The 13093-nt window shown below is 68.8% G+C and carries 10 protein-coding genes; 3 read left to right on the forward strand and 7 right to left on the reverse strand.

The annotated features are described in order from the left end of the window. Nucleotides 1-19: 19 nt before the first annotated feature. The 5 genes from dxs to dut all read right to left on the reverse strand — a co-directional run bounded on the left by dxs (nt 20) and on the right by dut (nt 7113). On the reverse strand, nt 20-1984 hold the full coding sequence (gene dxs / locus IFU30_RS08700; RefSeq protein ID WP_192004934.1) for a 1-deoxy-D-xylulose-5-phosphate synthase: 1965 nt from the start codon (nt 1982-1984) through the stop codon (nt 20-22). Nucleotides 1985-2127: 143 nt separating this feature from the next. After that, nucleotides 2128-4947 (reverse strand): aconitate hydratase, encoded by a 2820-nt coding sequence (locus IFU30_RS08705; protein WP_192004935.1) that lies wholly within the window; start codon nt 4945-4947, stop codon nt 2128-2130. A 244-nt stretch (nt 4948-5191) separates the two neighbouring features. After that, complete coding sequence (locus tag IFU30_RS08710) at nt 5192-5869, reverse strand: DUF3159 domain-containing protein (protein ID WP_192004936.1); 678 nt, start codon at nt 5867-5869, stop codon at nt 5192-5194. A 117-nt stretch (nt 5870-5986) separates the two neighbouring features. After that, on the reverse strand, nt 5987-6607 hold the full coding sequence (locus tag IFU30_RS08715) for a DUF3710 domain-containing protein (protein WP_086473327.1): 621 nt from the start codon (nt 6605-6607) through the stop codon (nt 5987-5989). Continuing rightward, the gene (gene dut, locus IFU30_RS08720) at nt 6604-7113 is read right to left on the reverse strand and encodes a dUTP diphosphatase (protein WP_079705885.1); all 510 of its coding nucleotides are present in this window, start codon (nt 7111-7113) and stop codon (nt 6604-6606) included. The genes IFU30_RS08715 and dut overlap by 4 nt, the downstream gene beginning before the upstream one ends. A 38-nt stretch (nt 7114-7151) precedes the next feature. Here dut and IFU30_RS08725 point away from each other — a divergent pair, with 38 nt between their 5' ends. Beyond that, entirely contained in the window at nt 7152-7598 is a 447-nt protein-coding gene (locus tag IFU30_RS08725; RefSeq protein ID WP_192004937.1) for a DUF3093 domain-containing protein, read from the forward strand. A gap of 103 nt (nt 7599-7701) precedes the next feature. Here IFU30_RS08725 and IFU30_RS08730 read toward each other — a convergent pair whose 3' ends face one another. Next, on the reverse strand, nt 7702-7995 hold the full coding sequence (locus IFU30_RS08730) for a DUF4193 domain-containing protein (protein WP_056005937.1): 294 nt from the start codon (nt 7993-7995) through the stop codon (nt 7702-7704). Nucleotides 7996-8194: 199 nt separating this feature from the next. Between IFU30_RS08730 and sepH the strand changes: the two genes are divergently transcribed. Beyond that, entirely contained in the window at nt 8195-9313 is a 1119-nt protein-coding gene (gene sepH, locus IFU30_RS08735; protein WP_192004938.1) for a septation protein SepH, read from the forward strand. Nucleotides 9314-9325: 12 nt separating this feature from the next. On the opposite strand, the gene IFU30_RS08740 is transcribed toward sepH, so the two are convergent. Further along, entirely contained in the window at nt 9326-10468 is a 1143-nt protein-coding gene (locus IFU30_RS08740) for an alkaline phosphatase family protein (RefSeq protein ID WP_249404736.1), read from the reverse strand. Nucleotides 10469-10555: 87 nt separating this feature from the next. Between IFU30_RS08740 and IFU30_RS08745 the strand changes: the two genes are divergently transcribed. Continuing rightward, nucleotides 10556-13063 carry a DNA gyrase/topoisomerase IV subunit A gene (locus tag IFU30_RS08745; RefSeq protein ID WP_192004939.1) on the forward strand — a complete coding sequence of 836 codons (2508 nt, stop codon included), beginning with the start codon at nt 10556-10558 and terminating at the stop codon, nt 13061-13063. Nucleotides 13064-13093 lie beyond the last annotated feature (30 nt).

Here is a 13093-nt window from a genome sequence, read left to right on the forward strand (position 1 = left end):
AGCGCGCCACAGCCCGCGGTCAGGCGCCGTGCGGCCTCGTCGTGCTCCGCTCCGAAGACGTGTCCTGCTCGGCGCGTTCGTCAGGCAGTGGGCGGGCGACGGGGATCCGGCTGCCGAGGACCTGTGCCACGACGTCGCGGGCGATCTGCTGCGCCGTGAGGCCCGCATCCTCGAGGATCTGCTCGCGGGACGCGTGGTCGATGAACTCGTCCGGCACGCCGAGCTCGTCGACAGCCGTGTCGACGCCAGCCTCGCGGAGGGTCTGCCTGATGCGGGTGCCGATGCCTCCGACGCGGATGCCGTCCTCGATGGTGATCACGAGCCGATGTGCCGCGGCGAGCTCGACGAGGGATTCGGCGACGGGGACGACCCAGCGGGGGTCGACGACGGTCGCGCCGATGCCCTGCTGGGCGAGCCGGTCCGCCACGTCGATCGCGATGGGCGCCATCGGGCCGACGGCGACGATGAGGACGTCCGGCTGTTCGGTCGTCCGGAGGACGTCGACACCGTCGTGGAGACGTTCGACGGCCGGGAGCTCGGCGGGGGCGCTGCCCTTCGGGAACCGGATGACGGTCGGGGCGTCGTCGATCGACACGGCCTCGCGCAGTTCCTCGCGCAGCCGCTCACCATCGCGCGGCGCCGCGATCCGGATACCCGGGACGACCTGGAGGATCGCGAGGTCCCAGATGCCGTGGTGGCTCGGTCCGTCGGGGCCGGTCACGCCGGCGCGGTCGAGGACGACCGTCACTCCCGCACGGTGCAGCGCGACGTCCATGAGCAGTTGGTCGAAGGCGCGGTTCACGAACGTCGCGTACACGGCCACCACCGGGTGCAGCCCACCGAACGCGAGCCCGGCCGCCGAGGTGAAGGCGTGCTGCTCGGCGATGCCGACGTCGTGCACGCGCTCGGGGAAGCGTTCGGCGAAGGCGTGGAGCCCGACCGGTCGCAGCATGGCGGCGGTGATGGCCACGACGCGGTCGTCGACCTCGGCCACCGCGAGCATCTCCTCGCTGAACACGGCCGTCCAGGACGGGCGGGCGGACGCCCCGACGGGCTCCCCGGTCTCGGGATCGATCACGCCGACGGCATGGAACTGATCGGCGTCGTCGTCCCGTGCCGGCTGGAACCCACGACCCTTCTCGGTGATCGCGTGGACGATCACCGGCGCACCGTAGTGCTTCGCCTGGGTCAGGGCCTCCTCCATCGCGTGGATGTCGTGTCCGTCGACCGGCCCGATGTACTTGATGTCGAGGTTGGAGTAGAGCGCCTCGTTGTTCGTGAGGCGGGACAGGAACCCGTGGGCACCTCCGCGGACGCCCCGATAGAGCGCGCGTCCCGGACCGCCGAGGAGGTTGAAGGCCCGCTGGCTGCGCTCGCGCAGGTCGCGATAGCTCCGGCGGGTCCGCACACCGCTCAGGAACCGTGCCATACCGCCGATGGTCGGCGCGTACGACCGACCGTTGTCGTTGACGATGATGACGAGCCGGCGGGTGTTGTCATCGCTGATGTTGTTGAGCGCCTCCCACGTCATGCCGCCGGTCAGTGCGCCGTCGCCGACGACCGCCACCACATGGCGCTCGTCCTGCCCGGTCATCTGGAAGGCGCGGGAGATGCCGTCCGCCCAGCTGAGCGAGCTCGAGGCATGTGAACTCTCCACGATGTCGTGCTCGGATTCGGAACGCTGCGGGTAGCCGGCGAGGCCGCCCCGGGTCCGGAGCCCACTGAACTCCTGGCGGCCGGTCAGGAGCTTGTGCACGTAGGACTGGTGACCGGTGTCAAACACCATCGGGTCCGTCGGGGAGTCGAACACCCGGTGCATCGCGATCGTGAGCTCGACGACGCCGAGGTTCGGACCGAGGTGTCCGCCCGTCTTCGAGACGTTGGCGATGAGGAAGGCGCGGATGTCGCCGGCGAGTTCGACGAGTTCCGCCTCGGAGAGGCCGTCGAGGTCCCGGGGTCCGTTCACCTGATCGAGCACTGTCATGCTGTCGTCCCTCCACCGTGGGCCGACCGATCGCTCGGAGCCCGTCTTTCGAGTGTACGCGTCGTGAGCGGGGTGGGCTGCGAACGCCGCAGGCCGGCCCCGACGGTTGCTGTCGGGACCGGCCTGGTGGTAGAGCCTCGTCGTCAGACGAGGCTGCGGAGCACGTACTGCAGGATGCCGCCGTTGCGGTAGTAGTCGGCTTCACCGGGCGTGTCGATGCGGACGACCGCGTCGAACTCGACCGGCTCCTTGCCGGGACCCGAGTGCTCGCTCGGGACGGCGCTCACGCGGACCGTCTTCGGCGTGGTGCCGTTGTTGAGCTCCTCGAGACCGGCGATCGACACGATCTCCGTGCCGTCGAGTCCGAGCGAGGCCCAGCTCTCGCCTTCCGGGAACTGCAGCGGGACGACACCCATGCCGATGAGGTTCGAGCGGTGGATACGCTCGAAGCTCTCGGTGATGACCGCCTTGACGCCGAGGAGGCTCGTGCCCTTGGCCGCCCAGTCGCGGGAGGAACCGGAACCGTACTCCTTGCCACCGAAGATGACGAGGGGCGTGCCCTCGGCCTGGTAGTTCTGCGACGCGTCGTAGATGAACGACTGCGGTGCGTCGGCCTGCGTGAAGTCGCGGGTGTAGCCGCCCTCCACGCCGTCGAGCAGCTGGTTCTTCAGGCGGATGTTCGCGAACGTGCCGCGGATCATGACCTCGTGGTTGCCGCGGCGCGAGCCGTAGGAGTTGTAGTCCTTACGACCGACGCCGTGCTCGTCGAGGTACCGGCCTGCGGGCGAGTCGGCCTTGATGTTGCCGGCCGGGCTGATGTGGTCGGTCGTGACCGAGTCGCCGAGCTTCGCGAGGACGCGGGCACCGACGATGTCGGAGACGGGGGTCGTCTCCATGGTCATGCCGTCGAAGTACGGGGGCTTCCGCACGTACGTCGACTCCTCGTCCCACTCGAAGGTCGAGCCCTCGGGGGTCTGGAGCGAACGCCAGCGCTCGTCGCCGTCGAAGACGCCGCTGTACTCGTGGTCGAACATCTCCTTGTTGATGGAGGTGTCGATCGTGTCCTGGACCTCTGCCGCGTCGGGCCAGATGTCCTTCAGGAAGATGTCGTTGCCGTCGGCGTCGACACCCAGGGCGTCGACCTCGAAGTCGAAGTTCATCGACCCCGCGAGGGCGTAGGCGATGACGAGCGGCGGGCTCGCCAGGTAGTTCATCTTGACGTCCGGGTTGATCCGGCCCTCGAAGTTGCGGTTGCCCGAGAGGACGGCGGTGACGGCGAGGTCGTTGGCCTGGACGGCGGTCGAGATCTCGTCGAGCAGCGGACCGGAGTTGCCGATGCAGGTCGTGCAGCCGTAGCCGACCGTGTAGAAGCCGAGGTCTTCGAGGTACTCGGTGAGACCGGCCTTCGCGTAGTAGTCGGTGACGACCTTGGAACCCGGAGCGAGCGTGGTCTTGACCCACGGCTTCGCCTTCAGGCCCTTCTTGCTGGCGTTCCGGGCCAGGAGGCCTGCGGCCAGCATGACCGACGGGTTCGAGGTGTTGGTGCACGAGGTGATCGCGGCGATCGCGACGGCGCCGTGGTCGAGGGTGAAGTCGACCCCGTTCTCCTCGAGGGTGACCTGGGTCGGCTTCGAGAGGGATGCCGGAGCGTGGCTGCGGTGCGTGTGGTGGTGGTGGTTGTTCTCGTCCTCGTCCTGCGGCGTGGTGCCGGCCGGGTCGGAGGCGGGGAAGGAACCGGCGCCGACGAGGTCGACGATGTCGTGCTCGACCGTGGCATAGTCGACGAGGTCGCGCTCGAACTGAGCCTTCGCGTCCGTCAGCTCGATGCGGTCCTGTGGGCGCTTCGGGCCGGCGATCGACGGGACGACGGTGGCGAGGTCGAGCTCGAGGTACTCGCTGAAGACCGGCTCCTGGTCGGCGTCGTGCCACAGCTTCTGGGTCTTGGCGTAGGCCTCGACCAGTGCGATCTGCTCGTCGCTGCGACCGGTGAGGCGCAGGTAGTCGAGCGTGACGTCGTCGATCGGGAACATGGCGGCCGTCGAGCCGAACTCGGGGCTCATGTTGCCGATGGTGGCGCGGTTCGCGAGCGGCACCTCGGCGACGCCTGCTCCGTAGAACTCGACGAACTTGCCGACGACCCCGTGCTTGCGGAGCATCTGGGTGATGGTGAGGACGACGTCCGTCGCCGTGACACCCGTCGGGATGGAGCCGTTCAGCTTGAAGCCGACGACCTTCGGGATGAGCATCGAGACGGGCTGGCCGAGCATGGCGGCCTCTGCCTCGATACCGCCGACGCCCCAGCCGAGCACGCCCAGGCCGTTGACCATGGTCGTGTGCGAGTCGGTGCCGACACAGGTGTCGGGGTAGGCGCGCAGGACGCCGCCGACCTCGCGCGTCATGGTGACGCGGGCGAGGTACTCGATGTTGACCTGGTGTACGATGCCGGTTCCCGGCGGGACGACCTTGAAGTCGTCGAATGCCGTCTGGCCCCAGCGGAGGAACTGGTACCGCTCGCCGTTGCGCTCGTACTCGAGCTCGACGTTGCGCTCGAGCGCGTTCTCGCTGCCGAAGAGATCGGCGATGACCGAGTGGTCGATGACCATCTCGGCCGGGGCGAGCGGGTTGATCTTGTCGGCGGAGCCGCCGAGTGCCTCGACCGCTTCGCGCATGGTGGCGAGGTCGACGATGCACGGCACGCCGGTGAAGTCCTGCATGACGACGCGAGCCGGGGTGAACTGGATCTCGGTGTCGGGGTCCGCGGTCGGAACCCAGTCGCCGATCGCGCGGATGTGTGCCTCGGTGATGTTGGCACCGTCCTCGGTGCGCAGCAGGTTCTCGAGGAGCACCTTGAGGCTGAACGGCAGCTTCTCGTGACCCTCCACCGTGTCGATGCGATAGATCTCGTAGTCGGTCGTCCCGACAGTCAGGGTGTCTTTCGCCCCGAAGCTGTTCACGGTGGACATATCGTCTTCTCCTTCGTTGGCGGCGGCGAGTGCTCACTCACGTGCGTTCCGACCAATCTTGCTGCTGGCGGGTGCTCCGCGGCTAGCAAGGCTTGCCTAACTACAGGCTGGGGCGCGTCGTGTCATCTCGGCATCGCTCATCTATCTTGATGTCGAGACAATTCTAGCATCGAGGATCGGGTCCTCTGGACATGACGAGAGCCCGGCCCGACACGCTGACGCGTCGGGCCGGGCTCTCGGCGCATCACTCGGTGGATGCCTGCGGCGCCTTCGGGAACACGGCGCGGACGACGAGCCAGCTGAGGACGAGCAGTGGTGCGTAGAGCGGGATGCCCATGAGGAGCCGAAGCGTCCCGAGGAGTTCGACGTTCCCACTGAAGTAGAGGGGCAGCTGCACGAGGAGTCGTGCGGCGAACATGGCCACCCACACCAGTGTGAGCCACCGCATGGCGCGTCGTTGTCCGGGGTGGGAGCGCCAGCTCGTGCCGCTGCCCATGAGGTAGCCGGCCACGAGTCCGACGACGGGCCACCCGACGAGCACCGAGACGAGGAGGGCCACGGCGTAGGCGCCGTTGGTCCAGAACCCGACGACGTAGAAGTCCTCAGCGCGCCCGGACAGCAGGGCCAGGGCTGCTGAGAGTGCGATGCCGAGGAGGCCGCCAACGGCCTGTGTCACCGGCTGCCGCTGCACGAGGCGTGCAATGGAGAAGAGGACCCCGAGTGCGACCGGAGCGATGATCGACGGGAGCAGGTCGAGGGTCAGCGTGTAGACGACGAGGAACAGGAGTCCTGGAAGGATCGCCTCGACGATGCCGCGCACGCCGCCCATGGCGAGTAGCAACGCCTTGCCGGTGGGGGCGTCGCCCTCGGCCATCGCGCCCAGACCGGACTTGCGTGCGGCGGCACCGAACGCAGCGGACATCGATTCACCGAGCCGCTGCCGATCCGCATCTCCCGTGGCATCAGGGGAACCCGACGCGTCACGGCGATCGACCGGGTCGACTCCGCGGGGCTCCGGTTCTCGTGCGTCCGTCATCGACTACGCGCTCGTGGCGGTCGGCATACGCAGCGGGATGAGGTCGCGCGGCGGCATGGGCGAGTTGCCCCGGACGACGACGAGGCTGCGGAAGAGGTCGTCCACGAGCGCTGCGGCGTCCGGCTTCGACGCGCCCTCCCCCGCGACGACGCCGCGGAGGAACCAGCGCGGACCGTCGACGCCGATGAAGCGTGCCAGGTGGGTCGCGTCGGTGCCTGCGGCACCACCGGTCGGCACCTCGGCGACGAGCTCCGGGCCGAACTCGCCCTCGCGCTCGGTCACGGTGCCGCCCTGCTGGGCGATCTGCTCGGCGATCTGCGACCGGGTCTCGTTCCACAGGCCGGTCGACCGCGGCGCGGCGAACGGCTGGACCTGCAGGGTGGAACCGGCGTAGTCGAGACCGACCGCGACGACCCGCTTCGTCGCCTCCTCCACCTCGAGGCGGAGGTTCAGTCCTTCGCGAGGCAGCACCTTGACGCCACCGAGGTCGATGTAGGGGCGGACGGGGTTCGCCTCGCTCTCGTCGAACGGGCCGGCGGTCTCGCGGTCCTCGGGTGCGGACTTCGCGTCGTCGGGCAGCTCCGCGTCGAGGTCGAGGTCTGGGAGGTCTTCGAGTTCGCTCATGCGAGGGTTCCTGTCTGCGCGGCACCGTCGGTGCTGATGGTTGGGTCGGTGGCGGCCGGTGTCGTGGCGAGCGAGCCGACGCCGGTCGAACCGAAGCCTCCGGCTCCTCGTGCACTGCCTGGCAATCGCTCCACCGGGATGAAGTTGGCGCGGGACACCGGCATCACGATGAGCTGGGCGATGCGGTCGCCCGGTTCGACGGTGAAAGAGGTGTGACGGTCGGTGTTGAGGAGCGTGACCTTGATCTCGCCGCGATACCCGGCGTCGACCGTGCCCGGCGAGTTGACGACGGTGATGCCGTGTTTCGCCGCGAGACCGCTTCGTGGGACGACGAACGCGGCATGGCCGTCGGGCAGTGCGATCGAGACGCCGGTGCCGACGAGGGCGCGCTCACCCGGCTCGAGCACGACGTGCTCGGCGGACACGAGATCCGCACCCGCATCGCCGGGGTGTGCATAGCCGGGCAGATCCGGCGCGATAATGAGTACGTCAACGCTTTCGGTCACGAATCGAGGGTAGTGCAGTTCTCTGAGACAAGGCAGACATGCAGCCGTACCGTGAAACCCTCTGGCCCAGCCCCTGGGTCATCATCGCCCTCGCCCTCGTGGTGCCGGCGACCATGCTCGTCCTCGCGCCCGTTTCGCTTGCGGCGGGGATCGTCGGGGCGGTGGTGCTGTACGGCGGGTGCCTTGCGCTGGCGTTCGGGACGGCGCCGAGGATCCAGGTCTCCGAGTCGAGCCTGTCGGTCGGGAAGGCGTCGATCCCGCTCGGGTTCATCGGTGAGGTCCTGGTGTACACCGGGACGGACGCGACCGCTCAGCTCCGCACCAAGCTCGATGCACGCGCCTGGCTCATGATCCGCGGGTGGGTGCACAGCCTCGTGAAGGTGGAGATCGTCGACCCCGCCGACCCGACGCCGTACTGGCTGCTGTCGTCCCGTCGGCCGCAGGCCCTGGCGGATGCGATCGCCGCCTCGCGCACGCACGCCTGAGGCGGACACAGTCTGGATCGGTCTCCGATTGAAGCCGCAACGACAGAACCCCTCCGGATCGTGATCCGGAGGGGTTCTGTGTGCCGCTCGCGCGGCGGTGCTGTCAGGCTGCGCACTCCGCGCAGATCGGGCCGAACTTGCCCTCGTGGTCGAGCTGCGAGCGGTGCTTCACGAGGAAGCACTCCATGCAGGTGAACTCGTCCGCCTGGGGCGGGAGCACGACGACGTCGAGGTCGAGGTCGGAGAGGTCGGATCCACCCAGGTTGTAGTCACCCGGGTTGTCAGCGTCTTCGGAGTCGACGACTCCGGACAGCTTGTCTGGAACGCGCTCCTTCAGGGCCTCGATCGACTCGGAATCGTCGTCGGTCTTGCGGGGAGCGTCGTAATCAGTTGCCATGCCTATCCACTTCTCGATGCCGTCGGAACAAAATCGGCGGGCACAGTTTGCATCAGTTCCGCATGAATTGCAAACCGTGTTCGGGAGGGTGTGCGGAACCTTCCCGTGCAACTGACGGCACGCCCGGCGTATTCCCCGAATACGCCCGTGATCCGTGAGAACGTGGGTCAATCACGTGGCACGCTGAGAGGCATTCATCATGCAGGAATTGAAGGTAGTCGGAGCGGAGCTCGGCGCTCTGATCGTTGCAGATCGGAACGAGGAGGAATACCGCCTCATCGTCGACGATTCGTTCCACGTCCACCTGCGGCGGGCGAAGCCGGCCGGTGCGCCGATCGGTGGGAACACCAAGATCTCTCCGAGGGAAGTGCAGGCGCACATCCGCAGCGGGCTCTCCGCCGAGGATGTCGCAGCGGTCACCGGCGCCTCACTTGAGTACGTGCAGCGGTTCGAGGGTCCGGTGATGGCGGAGCGCGAGCACATCGTCGGCACCGCCCTGGGCGTCGCCGTCCTGCCGACGACCGACACGTCGGCCGACGACATCGAGGCCACCTTCGGGAACGTCATCCGGGCTCGACTCGAGAAGCTCGGCGCGACCGACGAACGGTGGACGAGCTGGAAGGAACCCGAGGGTGGCTGGATCGTCAAGCTGTCCTTCACGGCCGACCAGGTCGACCACGACGCCCGCTGGGCGTTCGAGCCGAAGAAGCTCGCCCTCACACCCATCGGCAGTGAGGCCACGACCCTCTCGCGTCAGGGCAACCTGCCGGCCGCGCTGATCCCCCGGTTGCGTGCGGTCGACACCGACGACTCCCCCGACACCTCACGCTTCGACAGCGGCGCGTTCTCCCTGGACCGCGTGTCGACGCCGCAGCAGACCGAGACCGACCGTCCCGCCGAGACGCGTCCGATCGAGCCGTTGCCGTTCGCGGCCGACACGGGCTTCGGCCGTGCACCGTCCTCGAAGGCTGCGACGCAGGCCGCGATCAACCGTGAGGCGTCGAGCCCCGAGCAGCACAACCAGACCGCCGACCTGTTGGAGGCCCTCCGCAAGCGCCGTGGCGAGCGGGAGGCCGCCCCCAGTGAACCCGAACCTGCCGAGCGCCCCAGTGCGCCGCACGCCGTCCCGGACCAGCAGACGCCGCTGGCGGTGTTCGACACCGGTGAGTTCGAGGCGGCGCAGCAACGGCGCGCGGGCGATTCCGAGTCCTCCGATGGCGGCACGCCGTCCGGGGCCAAGGCGCGCCGCGGTCGGGCGTCGATGCCGTCCTGGGACGAGATCGTGTTCGGTGCGAAGTCCGACGACGACCCGGTCTGATCGGTCAGGGCTTCAGGGCTCGTAACGACCGAGGCCGAGGAGCGGTATCCGGCGTTCGTCGTCGGTGAGCGATCCGTGCTGTCCGATCATGCCCCTCGCGCTCTGATCGGCGGGACGTGAGTCGTAGTAGGCGATGCGCTTCCGGGCTGCGACGATGACGTCGCCGATCCGTGGCAGCACCTCAGGGTCGACCTCGCCGTACCAGCCGTGGTCGATCGCCTGCTCGCGTGTCGCGATCCAGGCGCGGCCGCCCTCCTCGGCTCGCCAGGCCTCAGCCAGGCGCTCCCGATCCGCTGGGCCTGCATCGGTGTCGAGATAGAGGTGAAGGCATCGCGGCTCGCCGCCGATGTGGCGGACACCGGCGACCAGCTCGGGGACCTGGTCGAAGAGCACGTGCTGGTGCTGTGCGACGTCGACCACCCCGTGGTCGGCGGTGATGAGCGCGCCGGTCGACGCGGGCAAACGTGACGACCACCGCTTGAGATCGCCGTCGAGCTCCTCGAGGAGCGCCGTCCAGCGGCCCGACTCCCACCCGTACTCGTGCGCCGCCTGATCGAGCTCGGGGACGTACACGTAGCTGAGTGTGGGGCCGGCGGTCGTGGACACGATCTCTCGGGCCGCGTCGAGGCGGTCCGCCATCGAGCGTCCGGCCCGGTAGTCCGCCCCTCGGAGCACGGCTCGGGTGAAGCCCGAATTGCGGTATCGCTCCTGACCGATCACCGTCGTGGTGACGCCCTCGGCTCTCGCTCGCTCGAACACGGTCGGGAGGCGCTGCCACGTCTCGGGCACCATGCCGGCGTCCCAGCCACTGAGCTGGTTCACGACCCGGTCCCCCGCCACGTCCCGTGCGCGGTAGCTGACGAGGCCGTGCCGACCCGGCAACGCACCGGTGGTCAGCGTCGCGATCCCGGCAGCGGTCGTCGACGGGAACGCCGAGGTCGTGGTGGAGCGCGGGCCGAGGCGCGGCGCGAGGAACCGAGCGTGGGCGGCGGCTCCGCGGAGGTTCGCGGCGCCGAGGCCGTCGACGAGGACGACGACGGCATGGTCGGCCCGGGGCAGCGATCCACCGCCCACCGTCAGGGATGCGAGGCAATCCGGGAGGACACCGGCAAGGCTGCGTGACTCCGGATCGACCGTCGGTAGCATGGTGGTCATCGGGCTCAGTCTCGCACACCGCGCTGACGACCACGCCCCGCCATCCTCGCCGAGCACCGGCTCGACTCCCCTCAGCAGAGACACGGAATGACCCGCCAACAGCAGACCCCGCCGACGGAGACCAGTGGCGAGCGCATCGAGGACATCGATGTCTCGTCGGAGATGCAGACCTCCTTCCTGGAGTACGCCTATTCGGTCATCTACGCCCGCGCCCTCCCCGACGCGCGCGACGGCCTGAAGCCGGTGCAGCGCCGCATCCTCTATCAGATGACCGAGATGGGCCTGCGCCCGGATCGTGGCCACGTGAAGTCGGCCCGCGTCGTCGGTGAGGTGATGGGGAAGCTGCACCCGCACGGCGACACGGCGATCTACGACGCACTCGTCCGCCTCGCACAGCCCTTCACGCTCCGCGTCCCGCTCATCGACGGGCATGGGAACTTCGGCTCGCTCGACGACGGGCCCGCCGCGCCGCGGTACACGGAGGCCCGGCTGGACGCCGCCGCACTCGCCCTCACGGCCGACCTCGACGAGGACGTCGTCGACTTCGTCCCGAACTACGACAACCAGTTCATGCAGCCCGAGGTCCTTCCGGCCGCGTTCCCGAACCTCCTCGTGAACGGCGCCAGTGGCATCGCGGTCGGTATGGCCACCAACATGGCGCCGCACAACCTCGTCGAGGTGATCGGTGCCGCACGGCACCTCATCGCGCATCCTCAGGCCACGCTCGAAGACCTGATGGAGTTCGTACCGGGTCCCGACCTCCCCTCGGGCGGCACGATCGTCGGCCTGGACGGCATCAAGGACGCTTACGCCACCGGGCGTGGCTCATTCAAGACCCGCGCGAAGGTCTCCGTCGAGCCGGTCACCGCGCGCAAGACCGGCCTGGTCATCACCGAACTGCCCTACCTGGTGGGTCCGGAGAAGATCATCGAGAAGATCAAGGACGGTGTCAGCTCCAAGAAGCTCAACGGCATCTCCGACGTCACCGACCTGACGGACCGCATCCACGGGCTCCGCCTCGTGATCGGGATCAAGACCGGCTTCTCCCCAGAGGCCGTCCTGGAGCAGCTCTACCGCTACACGCCCCTCGAGGACTCCTTCAGCATCAACAACGTCGCGCTCGTCGACGGCGGCCCGCAGACGCTCGGCCTCCGGGAACTGCTGCAGGTGTACGTCGACCACCGCATCAGCGTGGTCACCCGCCGGAGCCGGTTCCGGTTGGCGAGACGCAAGGAACGCCTCCACCTGGTGGAGGGTCTCCTCATCGCCATCCTCGACATCGACGAGGTCATCCAGGTCATCCGCGCGAGCGACGACTCCGAACAGGCGCGCGCGAGGCTCATCGAGGTCTTCGACCTCTCGCAGCTGCAGGCCGAGTACATCCTCGAACTCCGTCTCCGACGACTCACCAAGTTCTCGCGGATCGAGCTCGAGGCCGAGCGCGACAAGCTGCTGGCCGAGATCGCCGAACTCGAGCGGTTGCTCGGGAGCCAACGACTCATCCGGGCCGCGGTCTCCGCAGAGCTCGCCGCTGCGGCCGAGCAGTTCGGCACACCGCGCCGGACCATGCTGACGAACGCGAAGCCGAGCGTCGCGACGACCGGTCGAGGGAAGAGCGCACCGGTGCTCGAGCTCGCCGACACCCCGTGCCGCGTCTACCTCAGCGCGACCGGACGGGCGCTCCGCGTCGACCTCGAGCAGGACGCACCCGCACCACGACCCGGTCGGCGGAGCAAGCACGATGCGATCCTGAGTGTCGTCGAGACCACGAGCCGCACCGAACTCGGTGCGGTCACGAGCCTCGGTCGCGTCATCCGGTTCACCCCGCTCGACCTCCCCGCGGTGCCGGCGGCCTCCATCCAGCTCGCGGCCGGCGTCCGGATGGGCGAGTACCTGTCGCTCCCGAACCGTGACGAGCGCGTGCTGGCGATCGTCTCGCTGACCTCGGAGCAGCCGATCGTGCTGGGAACCGAGACCGGCGTCGTCAAGCGGGTCATCCCCGGCGACCTGCCGAACAAGCCGGACTTCGAGGTCATCACGCTCAAGCCGCGCGACCACGTCGTCGGGGCCACCCAGGTCGGCGACGACGCGGAACTCGTCTTTGTCGCCTCCGACGCACAACTGCTCCGTTTCGCCGCGACGTCCGTCCGTCCGCAGGGGCGGGCCGCGGGCGGCATGGCCGGCATCAACTTGGCGGCCGGTGCGAAGGTCATCTCGTTCACGGCGGTGCTGCCCACCGACGACGTCGTCGTCGTGACCGTCGCGACCAATTCGCTGACGCTCGCCGGAACAGACACCGGGAGCGCGAAGGTGTCGGAGTTCTCCGAGTTCCCCGCCAAGGGTCGTGCGACCGGCGGTGTCCGGTCGCAGCGCTTCCTGAAGGGCGAGGACCAGCTGGCCGTCGCGTGGGTCGGCGCCGCTCCGGCGCACGCTGTCGGGACGGACGGGACACCGCGGACGCTCCCGGAGGTCGGTGCGAAGCGCGATGCCTCAGGGGTGCCGCTCGACGCCCCCGTCGGGTTCATCGGCGGCGCGATCACCGCACCGGCAGCACCGGCGACGGACGACGCGGTAGCGAGCGACGAATCGTCCTGATCGGAGCTCCGCACTGACGAAGGCCCGGAC

This window comes from Plantibacter sp. CFBP 8798 (genome assembly GCF_014841195.1).
In the GTDB taxonomy this organism is placed as follows: domain Bacteria; phylum Actinomycetota; class Actinomycetes; order Actinomycetales; family Microbacteriaceae; genus Plantibacter; species Plantibacter auratus.

Excerpts from the sequence above, each read along its gene's own strand:
- dxs (WP_192004934.1), bottom strand. The coding sequence starts at position 1,984 with ATGACAGTGCTCGATCAGGTGAACGGACCCCGGGACCTCGACGGCCTC.
- IFU30_RS08705 (WP_192004935.1), bottom strand. The coding sequence starts at position 4,947 with ATGTCCACCGTGAACAGCTTCGGGGCGAAAGACACCCTGACTGTCGGG.
- IFU30_RS08710 (WP_192004936.1), bottom strand. The coding sequence starts at position 5,869 with ATGTCCGCTGCGTTCGGTGCCGCCGCACGCAAGTCCGGTCTGGGCGCG.
- IFU30_RS08715 (WP_086473327.1), bottom strand. The coding sequence starts at position 6,607 with ATGAGCGAACTCGAAGACCTCCCAGACCTCGACCTCGACGCGGAGCTG.
- IFU30_RS08725 (WP_192004937.1), top strand. The coding sequence starts at position 7,152 with ATGCAGCCGTACCGTGAAACCCTCTGGCCCAGCCCCTGGGTCATCATC.
- IFU30_RS08730 (WP_056005937.1), bottom strand. The coding sequence starts at position 7,995 with ATGGCAACTGATTACGACGCTCCCCGCAAGACCGACGACGATTCCGAG.
- sepH (WP_192004938.1), top strand. The coding sequence starts at position 8,195 with ATGCAGGAATTGAAGGTAGTCGGAGCGGAGCTCGGCGCTCTGATCGTT.
- IFU30_RS08740 (WP_249404736.1), bottom strand. The coding sequence starts at position 10,468 with ATGACCACCATGCTACCGACGGTCGATCCGGAGTCACGCAGCCTTGCC.
- IFU30_RS08745 (WP_192004939.1), top strand. The coding sequence starts at position 10,556 with ATGACCCGCCAACAGCAGACCCCGCCGACGGAGACCAGTGGCGAGCGC.